The sequence below is a fragment of the Faucicola mancuniensis genome (assembly GCF_046523945.1).
GTDB classification, from domain to species: domain Bacteria; phylum Pseudomonadota; class Gammaproteobacteria; order Pseudomonadales; family Moraxellaceae; genus Faucicola; species Faucicola mancuniensis.
Window position 1 is genome coordinate 578562 of sequence record NZ_CP171363.1, and the last position, 18115, is coordinate 596676.

Here is an 18115-nt window from a genome sequence, read left to right on the forward strand (position 1 = left end):
ACATTTTAAGATGCAAAAACAGGCTTGCTAAAATTAAATGACAAATTAATGTTGATTACTTTGAGCAAGCGTTGCATGGTGTCCCAACTTGGCGATGTTGTGCCGTTTACGGTTTTGTATAGGCTTTCACGATTTAATCCTGTCAAACGAGATACTTCGGCAACGCCTTTTTTACGGATTAAATGCCCGATTGCCAAAACAAAAACTTGTGGCTCATCATCGTGAGAAATTTATCAATTTTTTAAAACCAATTTTTCTAAACACAAATAAAAAAACCTTATCAAATCAATGATAAGGTTTTTTTGGAATGTGTGGCGTCCCCACGGGGATTCGAACCCCGGTTACCGCCGTGAAAGGGCGATGTCCTAGTCCTCTAGACGATGGGGACGCAATGTTTTTACAATTTGCATTGTACTATATAAGAAATTGCCTAGGTGCTTATATAGACTTAAACATCTGGTGGAGCTAAGCGGAGTCGAACCGCTGACCCCTTGCATGCCATGCAAGTGCTCTACCAACTGAGCTATAGCCCCTTTTGCTTAAGTGGGCGTATTCTAATGAATTGTTTTAATCTTGTCAATCATTTTTTGATAAAAATTTTGGATTTTTATCAAAATCGGCTATAATGGGGCGTTTTTTTCACTTTTTTAGCCACTTTTTGTAGTTTTTAGAACCTGTTCATGATTAATTTTTCTAGCTAAAAATGAGATAAATCGCACGTTTTTCAAGGAAAAAACGCAGTTTGATAGTTATTCTATCAAACAAGTTTTTGACGAAGAAAAACAAGATTTAGCCATTTTTAGCAGAAAAAGCATGATTTTAGAATAAAATTGAATCAAAAACCGTTTTGCGTATTAATCGTGAACAGGTTCTTAGCCATCAATACAGGATTTTTTATGCCATTAATTGACTTTATTTTACACATTGGCGACCATTTACAAGAATTAGTCAATAATTATGGCAATTGGATTTATGCGATTTTATTTTTGATTGTATTTTGTGAAACGGGGCTTGTCGTTACGCCGTTTTTGCCGGGGGATTCCATGTTATTTGCCGCAGGAGCGATTGCGGGGGCTGGCGACATGAATGTTGTTTTGTTAATAGTTTTATTAATCATTGCAGCGGTGTTGGGCGATTTTGTGAATTTTGAGATTGGTAAGCATTTTGGTAAAAAGTTGTTTGCCAATCCTGATTCTAAGGTTTTTAAGCAAAGTTATTTGCAAAAAACTCACGATTATTATGCCAAATATGGCGGTCGTACGATTATTATCGCCCGTTTTGTGCCGATTGTGCGGACGTTTGCACCGTTTGTCGGTGGTATGGGCGAAATGCCGTATGCTCAGTTTGTGCGGTATAATATTGTTGGGGCGGTGCTGTGGGTGGTGTCGTTTACGACTTTGGGGTATTTTTTTGGGCAGTTGCCGTTTGTCAAAGAACATTTTTCTTGGATTATGATTGCGATTATTGTGGTGTCGGTTGTGCCGATGTTGATTGAAATCATTCGTCATCGTAATGATAAATAATTGTTTTTATTGATAATTATTTACCAAGAATTTTGTTAAACGCTTGTATCAGCTTACCCACTTTTATCAAATATACCATATTCACCATTAAGTTTTGCTTGATAATTTGTGCCGACCAATGGCATTATTTGGTCTTAAATAACAGGAATTACCACTTGGCTTTGCCGATTAATAATGCCTTCTTTGCCATTTTTGCGAGCCAATAATTGGTTGGTGTTTATCGCCATCAAACTGCTGTATTCACAGGGAATAAGCACGTTTCCGACTTTATCTATCATACCGACGCCCCCATTTTTGTGGTGAACAACGCTGTGTCCATAAAAACTAACCCAACAAACGCAAATAATCCGATGTTTTTGACAAGGTAAAATTTCGTTATTATACCCAAAATCTGTTATAATGTGCCAATAATCCTACCATGAATGAATTTTTTCAACAAGTTTTTAACATATCTGATAAAGAGAAATCTATGACCCAAAAAGTCCGCACCCGTATTGCCCCAAGCCCAACAGGCTTTCCCCACGTTGGCACAGCTTATATCGCCCTTTTTAACCTAGCCTTTGCCAAAGCCCACGGCGGTGAATTTATCCTGCGTATTGAAGACACCGACCAAGCTCGCTCAACCGCCCAATCTGAACAAATGATTTTGGACGCACTGCGTTGGGTCGGGCTTGACTGGGCGGAAGGTCCTGATGTCGGTGGTGAGTTTGCCCCTTATCGCCAGTCCGAACGTATGGCTATTTACAAAAAATATGCGATGGAATTGGTAGAAAAAGGACACGCTTTTTACTGTTTTGCTACGGCTGAAGAGCTTGAGCAAATGCGTGCCGAACAACAAGCCCGTGGCGAAACGCCAAAATATGACGGTCGTGGGCTGTTGTTATCACAAGAAGAAGTGGAAAGACGCCTTGCCAATCACGATCCGTATGTCATTCGTATGAAAGTACCAACCGATGGCGTGTGCGAGTTTGAAGATATGCTTCGTGGTACGGTAACAATCCCTTGGGAACAGGTGGATATGCAAGTTTTGCTAAAAACTGATGGTTTGCCAACTTATCATTTGGCAAATGTCGTGGACGACCATTTAATGCAAATTAGCCATGTCATTCGTGGTGAAGAGTGGATTAACTCCGCCCCAAAACATCAGCTTTTGTACAAATATTTTGGTTGGCAAATGCCTGTGCTGTGCCATATGCCACTACTGCGTAACCCCGACAAATCCAAACTGTCAAAACGCAAAAACCCAACGTCCATCACCTATTATCGTGATGCAGGCGTATTGCCAGAAGCCTTGCTAAATTATCTTGGACGTATGGGCTATTCTATGCCAAACGAAGCGGAAAAATTTAGCCTTGAAGAAATGATTGCCAGTTTTGATATCAAGCGTGTGTCGCTGGGAGGCCCGATTTTTGATGTGGAAAAATTGACATGGCTGAATGCCGAATGGCTTAGAGATTTGACTCCAGAGCAATTAAAACAAAAAATTCTTGATTGGGCGAATGACAGCGACAAATTAACCGCCATTGCCAAAGCCATTCAACCACGCATTAGTCTGTTATCCGATGCGGTGAATTGGTCGGCGTTTTATTTTCAAAACTTGCCAAATATTAGCGAAGCGGACTTTGAACACAAAACGTTAAACAACGAACAAACGCTTGAAATTTTGCAATTTGCGCAATGGCAATTAGAAAGCCTACCAGAATGGACAGAAGAGAACATTCAAGCGGTCTTGACAGGACTTGCCAATGCCCTTGACATCAAACTGCGTGATTTTATGTCACCATTTTTTATCGCCATTGCAGGTAGCAAATCTGCCACGCCTATGATGAATGCGATGTATGTCATCGGTGCGGATATGACCTTGCAACGCTTACGCCATGCGATTGACGTGTTAGGCGGTATTGGCAAAAAGAAAATCAAAACGCTGGAAAAACGCAACGCAGAACTTGAAAAATTTGTTTAACACAAATCAAAAAAACAAAAAACCGAACATCATGTTCGGTTTTTTTTATACAAACAAAGCCAACTTATTTTAACAGATGGCTTGACATATTGATTTAACTGGTTAATACTGATTTTAAAAATTTTGAGCGTATGCAATACGCCCCTACAAAGTCAACTCATTTTTTTAACAAACCAAATAAGGAAAAAAATGTCTTACAACCTTAACAACCGCCATTTATTAAGCCTTGTCAATCATAGCGAACGTGATTTGTTGTTTTTATTGGATTTATCTCGTGATTTAAAACGTGCCAAATATGCAGGCACAGAACAACAAACCTTAAAAGGCAAAAATATCGCTTTGATTTTTGAAAAAACTTCCACTCGCACACGCTGTGCCTTTGAAGTGGCTGCTTACGACCAAGGGGCGAACGTTACCTACATTGACCCAACATCATCGCAAATCGGACACAAAGAAACCATGAAAGACACCGCTCGTGTGCTAGGACGAATGTACGATGCGATTGAATATCGTGGTTTTAGCCAAGCGACTGTGGAAGAATTGGCAAAATATTCTGGCGTGCCTGTGTTTAACGGTTTGACAGACGAATACCACCCAACACAAATGCTCGCAGACGTACTAACCATGCGTGAACACAGCGACAAGCCTTTGCACCAAATCAGCTATGCGTATCTAGGCGATGCTCGCAATAATATGGGCAATTCGCTCCTATTAGTCGGTGCAAAACTTGGCATGGACGTGCGTATCTGTGCCCCAAAAGACTTGCAACCACATGATGAATTGGTCAAAATGTGTGAAGAATTTGCCAAATTATCTGGGGCAAAAATCACCATCACCAAAGACCCACAACAAGCCGTCAAAGACGTGGATTTTATCCATACAGATGTTTGGGTGTCTATGGGCGAGCCGATTGAAGCGTGGGGCGAGCGTATCAAATTGTTAATGCCGTATCAAGTAAATATGGATTTAATCAAAGCGTCCAACAATCCACGAGTGAAGTTTATGCACTGTTTACCAGCGTTTCACAATACAGATACCAAAATTGGTAAACAAATCGCCGAACAATATCCAGAGCTTGCCAACGGCATTGAAGTTACCGAAGACGTATTTGAATCGCCTTATAACATCGCCTTTGAACAAGCGGAAAACCGTATGCACACGATTAAAGCTGTTATGGTAAGCTCATTGGGTGGGTTGTAACCCAATATAAAACCGTCAAATGCCACTCGCTTTTTTGCTAAAAAATTGCATGAGTGGCTTGATTTTACTCACCTTACTTACGCCCTCATTGCGAATTTGTTGAATGGGAGCAAACTGATTGGTAAATAACCAATTAATCCCAGAAAAACTGTGCATCATCATCGCATTATTGGCGTAGCGTTTTCGCTCGTAACGTTGCAATGTAGCAAAATCTGCCCATGATTTTTGTGACGGTTCGGCACAACAGCGTTCAAAATCCTGTTGCAAAACCGCCACCAATGCCACCACGTCCAACAAGCCCAAATTTAGCCCCTGCCCTGCCAATGGGTGTACGCCATGTGCCGAATCGCCGATTAAAGCAAGGTTTGGCTTGACATATTGTTTGGCGTGCTGAGCATTGAGTGGAAAACTTGCCACCGACTCAATCTGCACCACATCGCCCAACGCATAGCCACTGGCAAAGGCGACTTCTTTGGCAAGCTCGTCTTTTGACAATTGTAACAAGGCATTGGCTTTGTCTGTTGGCAACGACCAAACGATGGATTGCCAATGTTGTGGGTTGGCTTTATCCTCATCGCTCACATCGGCAAGCGGTAACAATGCCAAAATACTGTCGTCCAAAAACACCTGACGAGCGGTGGCGTTGTGTGGTTGTTCGGTTTTGATTGCCCCACAAATGGCGGTTTGGTGATAGCTTAATGTATCAAGAGCAATGCCCGCCTGCTGTCGCACCATAGAGGCACGTCCGTCCGCACCGACAAGCAGTTTTGCGGTGTACGTGTCGCCATTATCAAGCATAACGTGATAACCATCGGTTTGCCAAGTCAGCGATACCACTTTTTGACCGTGAACCACCGTCAAAAATGGCGAAATATCGTCATCATCAAAGCGTTCATACAAGGCTTTTTCAATGATAAACGGCTCAACCATACTGCCTAAGAGCGTTGGATTGTCATCATTACCAAACTTTAGTTCGCCAATGCCATTCATCTGCCAAACTTGCATTTGGGTATAGTCGGCTTTTCTGGCGGATTGTGCAATTTTTTGCCACGCACCGACTTGTTTTAACAGCTCAATACTGGCAAGGCTTAGGGCGAATACTCTAGCATCTCGCTGACTGATTTTTTTGTCCCAATCGCTTGCCGTTAGGTGCAAATGAGCGTCAATTAAGGTAACTGGGCGTTGCCCTTTGGCAAGTTTTAATGCCAAAGTCGCTCCGACAATGCCACCGCCGATGATTAAGGTTGTTTGCTTGGGGTTGTGTTGCATGGGATTTGCCTGTGTGATATTTTTAACTATTTAGTCTAAATAACTGGTATCTAAATATGCAATCGCACACGCCGATTTTAGCATAAATTCCCCTGCTGTATCAGGATAAGCTGTTTGCCAATCAAGACTAGACGCATCTTCAGATTCAATTAATGTGCCATTTTTGCTATACAAATTCACGCCTAAAACAGCAAGTGTCCTGTCCGAACAATCCCCTACAAAATGAAACATCGCATAGTTATAATATTTGCCATCAGCTTTTTGGGCTTTGGTGTAGTCGCTTTTGCCAAAAAAATTGACATACCCATTGTTATCTTGATAAATGTTATCTAAATCTAAAGATTTAGTTTCTGTATCATCTTCACTCAAAACCAACCAATTAGCAGACATCGCCACATTTGATAATAAACAACTAAACGTAAGGGCGATAGTTTTTTTGTTAAAAATTTTAGCGGTTAATTTCATAAAAATCTCCATTGTTAAATTTTCCAACATATTTTTATTAAAAAAACAAAGTTTCGGGTTTAAAACAAACCGAAAATTAACTTTTAAGCCCCATCGCAAACGTTGCCACCATCGGTTTGACAAACGGCACTTTATCAAACGCAATCAAGCCGACATTACGAGCGACTTTTACCAACGGATTGCGATGCGTAAAGCCATAAACCACCGTATCACAGAACAAAATCACCCGTTTTTGGTCGGCTTTTCGTCTTTTTTCATAGGTTTTTAGCATCGCATTTTCGCCAACGTTTTCGCCACGCATCACTTGTTGCGTAATCATTTTGGCAAGCGTATCGGCATCACGCATACACAGGTTAAAGCCCTGCCCTGCCACAGGGTGCAAGGTGTGAGCTGAGTTGCCCATAATCACGCAACGCCCAGCCACTTGTTGCTGTGCCAATACTTTGACGAGTGGATACGCCCCACGCTTGCCGACTTTGACAAACTTGCCAGCCCGCTCGCCAAAGGTTTTTTGTAGGGTTTGTAAAAAAAACTCATCATTGTCAAGGTATTGTTGCTCTTCGCCTTTTTTGCACACCCACACCACCGAACGGCGGTAATGCGTGCCGTCTTTGTCGGTGCTGTCGGTCAAAGGCAACACCGCCATCAACCCTGTTGGGCTAAAGCGTTCTATGGCTTCGTGGTTGTGCGGTTGGTCAGTCATCACCGTGCTGACAATGCCCATTTGTTCATAATCGTGAAAATCGGCTTTAACACCCAATAATTGCCGACAAATAGAATTTTGTCCATCGCACGCCACCAACAAATCAGCCGTTAAAGACTGCTCTTTTTCGCCTTGTTTTGTAAAAAAAATCGTCACGTTTTTGGCAGATTGGGTAATGTCGGTTACGCTTGTACCATCAAACAGTTCAATGAGCGGATTGGCTTGCACCGCTAACAATAATTTTCGCCCAAGCCAACTATTTTCAATAACGTGTCCAAAACTTTCCACGTTTTCTTCGTGTTTATTCAGCGTTGCTTTGCCAAAATTGTCCTGCTCGCTAATTTTTACCGTATCAATGCGACAGGCATGGCTTTGCAACTCGTCCCACAATCCGATTTGTTGATAAATCTGCACCGTTCGGCGAGACAGTGCCATGTTGCGTGTATCAAGATAATGTGTGCGGTCGGTGTCATCATCGGGATTGATAGTCGGATAAGTGGATTTTTCTAATAGCGTGCTTTTAATGCCTTGTTTGGCAAGCAACAACGCAAAAGACAGACCAACATTGCCACCGCCCACGATAATAATTTTTTGCTCGTTCATAAATTTTCCTTTTTTTCGTATAATTGAAATAGCTTACCATAAAATACGATTTTTTTATGATTTTGATTGTTTTTTTTTCATTTTTTTTATAAAATACATTGAAAATCATTCTCATTAACTCTTTAAATTAGGTAAACTTATGTTAAAATTTTCTCGTACCGCTTTATTTATCACGTTGGCAAGCTGTCTTGGTTTAACCGCTTGTAATCAAACCCAAAACACCACATCAACAGCCAAAACCTCACCAGCAAGCGGTACGGCAAGCACCGCACAAACAACTGCAAGTGTCACCGATACCAACGGCATGGTAACGATTAACACCGTGCGTGGCGATGTGCAATTGCCTGTCAATCCTGAGCCGATTGCTGTTTATGATATGACGCTCATGCAGGATTTAAAAGCGTTGGAAGTGCCTGTTGCGGGCTTGCCTGCCAAGTTGCGTTTGGACACATTTCGTATCAAAGATGCACCAAGCACCGATATTGGCACGCTGTTTGAGCCGAATATGGAAGCGTTAAATCAGCTAAAACCAAAAGCGATTTTGGTCGGTAGCCGTATGGTGGAAAAATACGACCAATTAAGCCAAGTTGCCCCAACGCTAGATTTGACGCTAGATACAGCTCACGCTTATGAGTCTAGCAAACAACGCCTTGCTGATTTGGGTAAATTGTACAACAAAACCGAAAAAGCCCAACAATTACAACAAGACATTGATAAAGCAATTGCCGATGCCAAAGCAGTCGCACAAGGCAAAGGCAATGGTTTGGTAATTTTGATAAACGGCAATAAAATGTCAGCGTTCGGCACAAAATCTCGTTTTGGCTTTATTCATAACGAATTTGGCATTCCACAAGCCGACCCAAATATTCAAGACAGCCGACACGGTCAGCCTGTTACTTTTGAATATATTCAAAAAGTTAATCCTGATTGGCTATTTGTGCTAGACCGTTCGTCAGCGATTGGCGAAGAAGGCGTGGGGGCAAAAGCCGTGCTTGACAATCCACTCATGCACAAAACCACCGCTTGGTCAAAAAATCAAATCGTATATTTAAGTCCAGATTCTTACCTAGCGTTTGGCGGTTATTATCAATGGCTTGCTGATGCCAAAATCATTAGCGATAGTTTTGGTAAAGGCACAACAACAGCCAGTGCAACCGCTTCAGCCCCTGCAAGTTCAGCAAGTACAACGGCATCAACCACAAAATAATTAAATGTAGGGGCGTATTGCATACGCCCCATTGATAAAATTAACAAGCTAAGAAAAACAATGACCGTGTTATCCACCACCAAAACGTCTAACGGACGTTTTCCCCCTTATTTGTTTAATTTATTAAGTCTAGCTATCATGCTAGGCTTATTTTTGTTAAGTCTATCTGTCGGCGTGGCGGATTTTTCTTGGCAAGGCTTGTTCGCTTGGGCATTTGGCAATAGCGACATGGCGAGCGATATGGAGCTTATGCTTGTGAGCCGTTTGCCACGCACGCTTGCCATTATTTTGACAGGTGCATCACTTGCAGTGGCTGGCATGGTACTACAAGTCGTGTTAAAAAACCGCTTTGTAGACCCGTCTATGGTCGGTGCAACGCAGAGTGCAGGGCTTGGGCTGTTAATCGTCAGTCTTATGTTGCCAAGTAGTGGATTGTTCGTCAAAATGCTGATTGCCACGCTGTCGGCATTGGTTGGCATGGTGCTGTTTATGCGGTTAATCAAGCCGTTACCGCCCACTGATTTTTTGATGATACCGCTTATCGGCATTGTGTTTGGCGGAATTATTGAAGCGGTTACGCTGTTTATCGCTTACGAAACCGAAAGTATGCAACTGCTGTCTGTATGGCGGATGGGCGATTTTTCCACGATTTTGTCTGGGCGTTATGAGTTACTTTACGTTACAGGGGCGTTGGCATTTGTGGCGTATATTTTGGCGGATAAATTAACCATTGTCGGCTTGGGCGATGCGATTGCGATTAATCTTGGGGTCAATCGTCAAGCAATGCAATGGTTCGCCATTATCACCGTTGCCATGATTAGTTCGGTTGTTGTAGTTACGGTTGGGGCGATTCCATTTATTGGGCTGGTCGTGCCGAACATCATCAGCCGAATGATGGGCGATAGATTACGCCGTTGTTTGCCTGCGGTTGCCTTGCTCGGTGCGAGTATGGTGCTATTGTGCGATATTTTGGGGCGTGTGCTGATTTTTCCGTATGAAGTGCCTGTTTCCACCATTTTTGGCGTAGCAGGGGCGGTGATTTTTTTAACCTTGTTGTTAAAGCAAAAAGATTAGTTCAAAATGAAAGTTTTTCGTAGGGTGGGTTAGCCCTAAGAACCACAAAAATTGCACAACAATTTTAGGTTCGCAAGGGGCGTAACCCACCTTTTTGACACAAATTTTTAACCTAATTTGGTGGGTTACGCTTTGCTAATCCACCCTACATATCAAAAATAACAAATTGTGATTGTAAAAAAGAAAAAATATGACAAATCAAACAATTAATCCATTTTATCAAGCCAAAATTTTGACAAAACCTGTCATCATCGCAAGCGTTGTACTAGCGATTAGTATGCTTTTGTTTATGACGTTAAACGCCAACGGCAACTGGGATTTTGTGTTGCCGTTTCGTTTTTACAAACTCATGGCGTTAATCCTTGTTGGGGTGGCGATTGGCGTATCTACCTTGCTGTTTCAAACTTTAACGCACAATCCGATTTTGACCCCTGCCCTACTCGGTTTTGATGCGTTATATGTGTTAATCCAAAGCGTCCTTGTGTTTGCATTGGGTGCGGTGAATATATTTACCACTCAGCCATTACTCAAGTTTTTTTTAGAAATTATGCTGATGGTCATTGCGTCCATGCTCATGTTTCGGTTACTTTTTAATGAAAAACAGCAAAATTTATCACGGCTGATTTTGGTTGGTATTATTTTTGGCGTGCTGTTTCGCAGTTTGTCATCGCTGATTGCACGCTTGATAAATCCAGAAGATTTTGTCGTGGTGCAGTCGGCAAGTTTTGCTCAATTTAACACGATTGACAAAACGATGATGTGGGTAAGCCTCGCTATCTGTGCGGTGTGCCTTGGGGCAGTGTGGCGGTGGCGACATCAGGTGGATATTTTGATGCTTGGCAAATCGTATGCGATTAATCTTGGCATTGATTATCAAAAATTGGCGTTGCGATTGCTGATTATCATTGCGATTTTGGTGGCGACTGCGACTGCGTTTGTTGGACCTGTTATCTTTTTGGGCTTGCTTGTATGTGCCTTAACCAATAAAATTAGCCAACAAATGTATCATACTGAACGCTTGATTTTGGTGAGTTTGATTTCGGTGATTTGTTTGGTTTTAGGACAGACTATTTTTGAACAAGTGCTTGGCATGGCTGGCGTGTTGGCGGTTGTCATTGAACTGTTTGGTGGCATTGTGTTTATTATACTGATGTTAAATCGTTATAAAAAGGCGATTGCTTAAATTTTTGTTAAAATAAAAAAAGGAAAAAATTATGATAACGATTGAAAATGTTTCTCATCATATTGATAACAATTTGATTTTAAACAATATTAATTTAAATTTAACAAAAGAACAAGTCATCGCTCTAATCGGTCCAAACGGTGCAGGCAAATCTACGCTATTCACCGTCATGGCTCGCCTAAATCCGCTACAAACAGGCAAAATCCGCTTTGACGACCACGATATTCTAACCACAGATAGCAAAATTTTGGCAAAAACCGTTGCCATGCTCGCCCAAGAAAACCACATTCAAGGGCGATTGACCGTTGCCGAACTGTTGATGTTTGGGCGTTATCCGTATCATCAAGGCAGACCGACCGCCCATGATGAAGCGATTGTCAAGCAAGTCATGGCACGTTTTGAGCTAGATACGCTTGCCACTCGTTACCTTGCGACCTTGTCTGGCGGTCAGCGACAGCGAGTATTGATTGCCATGATAGTATGTCAAGACACGCCGTTTGTGCTACTTGATGAACCGCTGAACAATTTGGATATGTATCATGCAGGAAAATTGATGCGGATTTTACGAACTTTAGTTGAACAAGACAAAAAAACTGTAGTAATTGTGTTACATGATATTAATCAAGCATCGCAATTTGCCGATACGGTGGTGATGATGAAAAAAGGCGAAATCGTCAGTCAAGGTCGCCCTGTTGATGTGCTGACAAAAGAGCGGATTTTTGAGTTGTTCGGTGTCAATGCAACCGTGTTAGAGCATAACGGTCGCCCTGTGATTGTGGATACGATTTGACAAATTGTTGCTAAACTTCAAACAAATACCCCACTACTCCAGTACCAATCAACAACAAAACCACCGCTACAGGCAAAATTTTGCCTGCCAGCTTTTTGGTTTTGTTACGAATAAGGATTTCTTGGCTAAAACTGGCAATCGCAAGGCAAATCAAGCCTGCCACAGTGGACAAAATCCCCAAGCCAATCGCCAAAAATCCCAAATACAGCATCCGTTAGTACCGATTATTTGTTTGCATTTGGCTCAATGCCAGCTTCTTCCACGAGTTTATGGAGCATTTCACGCACTTCTAAAGCAGTTTTTTCCGCTTTTTGCATAGATTTGCCGATATCTGGATTGGTCTGTGGTGTGGCTTCTGGATTTTTTGCCATAATCGCCATCGCCGAACGAGTATCAGCGATGTTTTCTAACATTTTATCACGCACTTTGGTAACACGTGGTTCATTAAATTTCAACGCTTGCAAGGTTGTTTTTTGAGTGTCCAACTGTTTTAAAATTTCGTCAAACACTTTTTTCTGTTCGGTAGGGGTTGTTGCCGATTGCATTTGTTTTTCTAGCTCGGCTTGTTTGCTTTGGTGTTTTTTGTCAATGTCGTTAATGGTTTTTAACAACACACCCAAATCCGCTTTTAACGCGACATTTTCAGCAGGTTTTGCGTTCGCCTGTCCCACGGCATTGTCCGTTGTGGTTGCCAACGATGTGCTTGCCGTTGGTGCAGACACACTTGCCGTTGTTGGTGCAGACACACTTGCCGTTGGTGCAGGTGCTGATGATAAATCTGGCGTTTCGGCAGGTTTGTCCGTTTTTGAACAAGCGGTTAAAGCAATTGCCAAAGTACTTGCGACTGCGATATGTTTTAACATAAAAAATTCCTTAAGATAATTTTAAATAATTTTTTAAAAAATTATCGGTAAAATGGTAAAATTGGCGACCATTTTAACAAAAATACTGGACAAAGTTTGTATCGGTTATGTGCTTTTTTCTAACGCAACTTTTTATTTAACAATTAATTGAATCAACTTTTAACCAACTATTTAGCCAACTATTTAGCCAAAACCATAATACCATTCAATTTTTCTATCAAATCCAATCTCCAACAAACTTGCCGTAATCCGTCCTGTCAGTCCCCAAACCGTTTCGTTGTCAATGATAAAGGCCGGCGATGTGATTTGTATTTTGTCGTATTGTTTGACAAAAGGTTGGACTTCTTGGGTCAAAAGCGTTACCAAATCCGCCCAAAATAAGCGTTCAATCTCCCCTATTTCAGGCGTTAATGGCAAATTCGGCTCAATCACACCCACCACAGGCAACACAGGCAAGCCCGCTTTGGTAAATGCCATCGGCAATTCGCCCAAAATCTGCACATCAGTTGGTAAAATCCCTGTTTCTTCCCACGTTTCTCGCAAAGCGGTGGCATGGTTGCTGCTGTCGTCAGGCTCTTGGCGACCGCCTGCAAAGGACACTTCACCCGCATGATTTTGTAGCGTACTGGCTCGCAGTGAGTACAAAATTTTGGGATTTAATTCGTTGGTAATCACCACAAGCACCGCATAGGGCTGACGTTTTGGCTCAACAGGTATATTTGCCAAACGTTCGGCTAATTGCTTTAACAATGGGCTTTTAAAATCGTTTTTTTGAATATTATTAAAATATTGTTGATTATTTATCATCATAAAAAATAAACCTATGCGTTTAAAATTTTGGCTGAATTTTTAGCCGATTTTGCTAAAAGTATGTTAAGATTACCACTGAATATTTCAGCTATCAACCCAAAAACTTGCACCTTATTGATAACAATTTATTTAAAAAATAGGAATATCCATGCCATTTTGTTTAAAATGTGGTCATCAAGCCCAACACGCCATTCCAGCAGGCGACTCTCGCCCACGCATTGTTTGCCCCAATTGCGGTTATATTCATTATGAAAATCCAAGAATGATTAACGGTTGTTTGCTGTTTGACGGTGATAAGGTGTTGCTGTGTCGCCGTGCGATTGAGCCAAGATACGGTTTTTGGACGTTGCCAGCAGGTTTTATGGAGCTTGGCGAAACGATGGCAGAAGGGGCAAACCGTGAATGTATGGAAGAAGCGGACGCTTGTGGCGAAAATTTGCAATTGTACTGTTTGTACGATTTGCCAGAATTGGGCGATATTCATGCGTTTTTTGTGGCAAATCTCAAAGACGGCAAATTTGGCGTGGGTGAAGAAAGCCTTGAATGTGCGTTGTTTGCCGAAGATGAAATCCCGTATGATGAGCTGGCTTTTGACACCGTTACCCAAACGTTAAAACATTATTTTCATGACAAAAAGCAAGGGGCGACTTTAGGTAATTTCCCTTTGCACCAACACGTTATTTATAAACCAAAACCTTAAGGATTTTTTATGACAACTGCAAATGTAACATACGAAGGCAATTTACGCACCACCGCCATTCACCTACAATCCAACAACCAAATCATCACTGACGCACCTGTGGACAATCACGGACGTGGCGAAGCGTTTTCACCGACTGATTTATTGGCAACGAGCCTTGCGTGCTGTATGATGACAGTCATGGGCATTAAGGCTGAAAGCATGGGGCTTGATTTGGCGGGTAGCACCGCAGACGTTACCAAAGTGATGATAACCGACCCACGCCGAGTGGGTGAAATTGACGTGGTGATGACGGTGAAGGGTGTCAGCGATGATAAAGACAAAACCATTTTGACAAACACCGCCATGACTTGCCCTGTGGCAAAAAGTCTGCACCCAGATATTGTGCAAAATGTGAAAATTGAGTTTGTTTGATAAAAATAAAATAAAAAGTGATTTATGCTAGAAATTTCTCCACACATTGAACAAGCGATTATTTTACAAGCCAAACAGTAGGGTGTTACGGTTAATTTGGCATATCAAGGACAAAATATTTCTAAAAAATTGTTGTTAAATGCCTTGCAAAATATCAAAAAAATTAGCTTAATTACAGGCGTATCTTTTGCCATGATTGAAGCAAAAGATACGCAATTAGCCAACTATTATCAACGATTAGGTTTTATCAAAATTGAGAATAGTTTGGTATTATTATTTCCTATTAATCAAATTTAACCCGTCAATTGTTTGGTAATTAATGCTTTTAACGGTGGCAAATTATTACTAATTCGCAATACCGCCGAACGAGCGAGTTTCGCAGGTTTGCTATCTGTGGTAAACAATTTTACCATAGCATTTGTGCCATGATACATTGGACGAGTAATCAACATATGTTCACGTTCATAACGAGCCAAGATTTTTTGCGAGCCGTAATCTTGATTTTTTGCTACCGCTTGTTTTACCAATTTTGATAAAACCGCCACGCTATTTAACCCCAAATTAAAACCATGAGCCGTTACAGGGTGCATACCGACCGCACTATCGCCAATGAGTACCGCACGCCCTTGATAAAAACGATTGGCATGAACGCCCACAAGCGGATAAGTGTGTTGCGTGCTAATCAGTTTCATTTCGCCAAGCTGTCCGCCAATGTATTGGGTAACTTTTTTGGCAAAATCATCGGCATTTAACGCTAAAATATCTTGAGCTTCTTGGCTGTTCACCGTAATCACGCAGTTGGTAACGTTTTCGGTCAAAGGCAACAAGGCAAGTGTAACGCCATAATAAAAACACTCCACCGCACGATGATGATTTGACAAGGTGTGTTCCATTCGGCAAACAATCATGCTCCGCCCAAAATCGTGGCTGTCCGCTGAAATGCCGATTTGACGGCGACTTGCCGAAAAACGACTGTCGGCAATCACCAACAAAGGCGTGTCAAATTTTTCGCCATTTTCCAATTCAACATAAGAACACACGTCATTGGTACTGACGTTTTTTACACCAGTTCCGCATAAAAGTCTGATGTTTTGTTGGGTTTTTACGCTGTCATATACAGCTTTTCGGATTAGATTATTTGACACCAAATAGCCCAAATTATCCACATCATTGCCAAATAATTTGCGTTCAAACTGACTTGGCACGCCAAAATACAGCTGATAAGGCGAGTTGCCGTCTAGCACACTGGCATCTTTTAACAGGTGAATTTGGGTTTCGTCAATTCGCCCCCAAGCGTCTATATCTTGCATGGTGCGTTTTGATGCGTGGGTTAGGGCGATTTCTCGTCCGTCATAGGCAGGGTTGGCAAGGCTGTCTTCGCTGTTTTTTTCAATCACGACAATGTTTAGCCCTGTGTCAGCGACCGAGCGAGCGAACGCCAAACCTGCGGGACCACCGCCCACGATGATAATATCAGCTGTTTGTGAAGTTGTAGTTGTCATGTTTTTTCCTTATTTTTTTGGCAAAATGGTTAAATTTTTTAAAAATATTAAAAAAATATTGGTTAAAATAGTGGCTAAAACGTTTGTTAAAAATGGCTTGTCGGTTATGCTAAAACTTTTAAACATGAAAATCAATGATAAAAAGGTGGTAGTTTTATATCAATTTTAAAAACGACCAAAACGTCAAAACAATTTTTTAAATCTGACTAATTTACTCAAGTTTATTACTATTTAACAAATTTTTTGCTATAATATAAGTATTATTTTTAAATTTAACAAACGCATTTTTGTTAAATTTTATCCATTTTTTATTAGCCATTGTTTTATTAAAATTAATTTTTATTAAAAACAACTTTTATCAAAATTAACAAGCGAATACTTATGACAATCCAAAAAAAATCCGAACTTTTATGCCCAGCAGGGACTTTTAGAAATATGCAATACGCCTTTGCTTATGGGGCGGATGCTGTGTATGCAGGGCAAGCACGCTATTCTTTGCGTGTGCGAAACAACGATTTTGACGAAGAAAATTTACGCAAAGGCATTGAATACGCCCATTCGCTTGGCAAGCAGTTTTATGTTGTGGTAAATATTCAAGCCCACAACGCCAAACTCAAAACCTTTATCGAAGACATTCGTCCTGTCATTGAAATGAAGCCTGACGCACTCATCATGTCGGACGCTGGCATGATTATGATGGTGCGTGAAGCCTTTCCACACCAAGTCATTCATTTGTCGGTGCAAGCCAATGCGGTAAACTGGGCAACGGTGAAATTTTGGAAACAAATGGGCGTAAGCCGTGTGATTTTAAGCCGTGAATTGTCGCTTAAAGAAATTGAACAAATCATTGCCGAAGTACCAGACATGGAAATTGAAGTGTTTGTGCATGGGGCGTTGTGCATGGCGTATTCGGGTCGCTGTCTGCTGTCTGGTTATATTAACAAACGTGATGCCAATCAAGGCACTTGCACCAATGCTTGCCGTTGGAATTACAACACTTATAAAGCCGAAGAGAACGAAACAGGCGATATTGTCCCTGCACAGCCTGAAGTGTTTGTTCCAAGTCAATCAAGCAAGCAAAACGCTATCACCAATGTCAATTTAAACGGCGATGTGGTGATGGGTGATGATTATGTGCAAAAACCGTCTGATGAAGTGGTGCTGATTGAAGAACAAGGTCGCCCCGGTGAGCTGATGGCGATGTTTGAAGATGAACACGGCACTTATATCATGAATTCCAAAGACCTACGAGCGGTGGAGCTTGTGCCAGATTTGGTGAACATGGGTGTGCATTCGTTAAAAATTGAGGGGCGTACCAAATCGCATTATTATGTGGCACGCACTGCACAGGTTTACCGCAAAGCCATTGATGATGCCACCGCTGGCAAGCCATTTGACCCAAGTTTGGTAAGAGCGTTAGATGGCTTGGCAAATCGTGGCTATACCGAAGGTTTTTTACGCCGTCATGTGCATTCTGATTATCAAAATTATGAATACGGCTCATCAAAAACCGAGTATCAGCAGTTTGTTGCCGAAGTATCAAGCATCAGCGATGAGCGTTTGACCTTGACGGTAAAAAACAAAGTCATGGTAGGCGATACCATTGAGATTATGACCCCACAAGGCAATTTAAGCTATGTGTTAAATGAGATGTGGGACAAAAAAGGCGAGCCGATTGATGGGGCGTTGGGTTCGGGTTGGGTGTGCCAAATTGCCAATCCATTTAAGGACATGAGTGCTGACGTGCTACAATTTGCCCTAATCATGAAAAACGTGAGTGAGCCGATTTTTACTTAAATGTTACAGATGTTTCTCTAAAAAAACTATTTGGAATATACATATTAAA

20 protein-coding genes and 2 tRNA genes are annotated in these 18115 nt (G+C 41.6%); 11 read left to right on the top strand and 11 right to left on the bottom strand.

What is annotated here, in order from left to right; translation table 11 throughout:
* Positions 1-5: 5 nt before the first annotated feature.
* From ACGTJS_RS02920 to ACGTJS_RS02930, 3 genes are all read right to left on the bottom strand, one after another.
* On the bottom strand, positions 6-230 hold the full coding sequence (locus ACGTJS_RS02920) for an addiction module antidote protein (protein WP_410473214.1): 225 nt from the start codon (positions 228-230) through the stop codon (positions 6-8).
* Between the two features lie 82 nt (positions 231-312).
* A tRNA-Glu gene (locus ACGTJS_RS02925) sits at positions 313-388 on the bottom strand.
* 69 nt (positions 389-457) lie between these two features.
* Positions 458-533 (bottom strand) — tRNA-Ala (locus tag ACGTJS_RS02930).
* A gap of 363 nt (positions 534-896) precedes the next feature.
* Between ACGTJS_RS02930 and ACGTJS_RS02935 the strand changes: the two genes are divergently transcribed.
* Positions 897-1523 (top strand): DedA family protein, encoded by a 627-nt coding sequence (locus ACGTJS_RS02935; protein WP_410472761.1) that lies wholly within the window; start codon positions 897-899, stop codon positions 1521-1523.
* Between the two features lie 134 nt (positions 1524-1657).
* On the opposite strand, the gene ACGTJS_RS02940 is transcribed toward ACGTJS_RS02935, so the two are convergent.
* Positions 1658-1801 (bottom strand): WG repeat-containing protein, encoded by a 144-nt coding sequence (locus ACGTJS_RS02940; RefSeq protein ID WP_315042607.1) that lies wholly within the window; start codon positions 1799-1801, stop codon positions 1658-1660.
* 191 nt (positions 1802-1992) lie between these two features.
* On the opposite strand from ACGTJS_RS02940, the gene gltX reads away from it, so the two are divergent.
* Positions 1993-3486 carry a glutamate--tRNA ligase gene (gene gltX / locus ACGTJS_RS02945; protein ID WP_410472762.1) on the top strand — a complete coding sequence of 498 codons (1494 nt, stop codon included), beginning with the start codon at positions 1993-1995 and terminating at the stop codon, positions 3484-3486.
* A 189-nt stretch (positions 3487-3675) separates the two neighbouring features.
* Complete coding sequence (locus tag ACGTJS_RS02950) at positions 3676-4686, top strand: ornithine carbamoyltransferase (protein ID WP_315042610.1); 1011 nt, start codon at positions 3676-3678, stop codon at positions 4684-4686.
* 15 nt (positions 4687-4701) lie between these two features.
* On the opposite strand, the gene ACGTJS_RS02955 is transcribed toward ACGTJS_RS02950, so the two are convergent.
* The 3 genes from ACGTJS_RS02955 to ACGTJS_RS02965 all read right to left on the bottom strand — a co-directional run bounded on the left by ACGTJS_RS02955 (position 4702) and on the right by ACGTJS_RS02965 (position 7726).
* Positions 4702-5955 (bottom strand): FAD-dependent monooxygenase, encoded by a 1254-nt coding sequence (locus ACGTJS_RS02955; RefSeq protein WP_315042611.1) that lies wholly within the window; start codon positions 5953-5955, stop codon positions 4702-4704.
* Positions 5956-5985: 30 nt separating this feature from the next.
* Positions 5986-6420 (bottom strand): surface-adhesin E family protein, encoded by a 435-nt coding sequence (locus tag ACGTJS_RS02960; RefSeq protein ID WP_315042615.1) that lies wholly within the window; start codon positions 6418-6420, stop codon positions 5986-5988.
* 76 nt (positions 6421-6496) lie between these two features.
* Positions 6497-7726, bottom strand: coding sequence for an FAD-dependent monooxygenase (locus ACGTJS_RS02965; protein WP_410472763.1), 1230 nt, complete (start codon positions 7724-7726; stop codon positions 6497-6499).
* 139 nt (positions 7727-7865) lie between these two features.
* On the opposite strand from ACGTJS_RS02965, the gene ACGTJS_RS02970 reads away from it, so the two are divergent.
* The 4 genes from ACGTJS_RS02970 to ACGTJS_RS02985 all read left to right on the top strand — a co-directional run bounded on the left by ACGTJS_RS02970 (position 7866) and on the right by ACGTJS_RS02985 (position 11980).
* Positions 7866-8933: a siderophore ABC transporter substrate-binding protein gene (locus ACGTJS_RS02970; protein WP_410472764.1), complete on the top strand. Its 1068-nt coding sequence runs from the start codon at positions 7866-7868 to the stop codon at positions 8931-8933.
* Between the two features lie 60 nt (positions 8934-8993).
* Positions 8994-10007: an ABC transporter permease gene (locus tag ACGTJS_RS02975; RefSeq protein ID WP_315042624.1), complete on the top strand. Its 1014-nt coding sequence runs from the start codon at positions 8994-8996 to the stop codon at positions 10005-10007.
* 190 nt (positions 10008-10197) lie between these two features.
* Positions 10198-11190, top strand: a complete 993-nt coding sequence (locus ACGTJS_RS02980) for an iron chelate uptake ABC transporter family permease subunit (RefSeq protein ID WP_410472765.1) — start codon at positions 10198-10200, stop codon at positions 11188-11190.
* A 31-nt stretch (positions 11191-11221) separates the two neighbouring features.
* The gene (locus ACGTJS_RS02985; protein ID WP_315042629.1) at positions 11222-11980 is read left to right on the top strand and encodes an ATP-binding cassette domain-containing protein; all 759 of its coding nucleotides are present in this window, start codon (positions 11222-11224) and stop codon (positions 11978-11980) included.
* 10 nt (positions 11981-11990) lie between these two features.
* On the opposite strand, the gene ACGTJS_RS02990 is transcribed toward ACGTJS_RS02985, so the two are convergent.
* The 3 genes from ACGTJS_RS02990 to ACGTJS_RS03000 all read right to left on the bottom strand — a co-directional run bounded on the left by ACGTJS_RS02990 (position 11991) and on the right by ACGTJS_RS03000 (position 13653).
* A complete protein-coding gene (locus tag ACGTJS_RS02990) occupies positions 11991-12191 on the bottom strand; it encodes a hypothetical protein (protein ID WP_410472766.1) in 201 nt (66 codons plus the stop codon).
* 13 nt (positions 12192-12204) lie between these two features.
* Entirely contained in the window at positions 12205-12843 is a 639-nt protein-coding gene (locus tag ACGTJS_RS02995) for a hypothetical protein (RefSeq protein WP_410472767.1), read from the bottom strand.
* 183 nt (positions 12844-13026) lie between these two features.
* Positions 13027-13653: an NUDIX hydrolase gene (locus tag ACGTJS_RS03000; protein ID WP_410472768.1), complete on the bottom strand. Its 627-nt coding sequence runs from the start codon at positions 13651-13653 to the stop codon at positions 13027-13029.
* A gap of 148 nt (positions 13654-13801) precedes the next feature.
* Here ACGTJS_RS03000 and ACGTJS_RS03005 point away from each other — a divergent pair, with 148 nt between their 5' ends.
* The 3 genes from ACGTJS_RS03005 to ACGTJS_RS03015 all read left to right on the top strand — a co-directional run bounded on the left by ACGTJS_RS03005 (position 13802) and on the right by ACGTJS_RS03015 (position 15064).
* Positions 13802-14353, top strand: coding sequence for an NUDIX hydrolase (locus ACGTJS_RS03005; RefSeq protein ID WP_315042638.1), 552 nt, complete (start codon positions 13802-13804; stop codon positions 14351-14353).
* Positions 14354-14362: 9 nt separating this feature from the next.
* Entirely contained in the window at positions 14363-14767 is a 405-nt protein-coding gene (locus ACGTJS_RS03010) for an OsmC family protein (RefSeq protein ID WP_315042640.1), read from the top strand.
* Positions 14768-14863: 96 nt separating this feature from the next.
* On the top strand, positions 14864-15064 hold the full coding sequence (locus ACGTJS_RS03015) for a hypothetical protein (RefSeq protein ID WP_315042641.1): 201 nt from the start codon (positions 14864-14866) through the stop codon (positions 15062-15064).
* Here ACGTJS_RS03015 and ubiM read toward each other — a convergent pair.
* Positions 15061-16269 carry a 5-demethoxyubiquinol-8 5-hydroxylase UbiM gene (ubiM, locus tag ACGTJS_RS03020; protein ID WP_410472769.1) on the bottom strand — a complete coding sequence of 403 codons (1209 nt, stop codon included), beginning with the start codon at positions 16267-16269 and terminating at the stop codon, positions 15061-15063. The two genes, ACGTJS_RS03015 and ubiM, sit on opposite strands and share 4 nt — an antisense overlap.
* A 381-nt stretch (positions 16270-16650) precedes the next feature.
* On the opposite strand from ubiM, the gene yegQ reads away from it, so the two are divergent.
* A complete protein-coding gene (yegQ, locus tag ACGTJS_RS03025; RefSeq protein ID WP_410472770.1) occupies positions 16651-18066 on the top strand; it encodes a tRNA 5-hydroxyuridine modification protein YegQ in 1416 nt (471 codons plus the stop codon).
* The last annotated feature ends 49 nt before the right edge of the window (positions 18067-18115 follow it).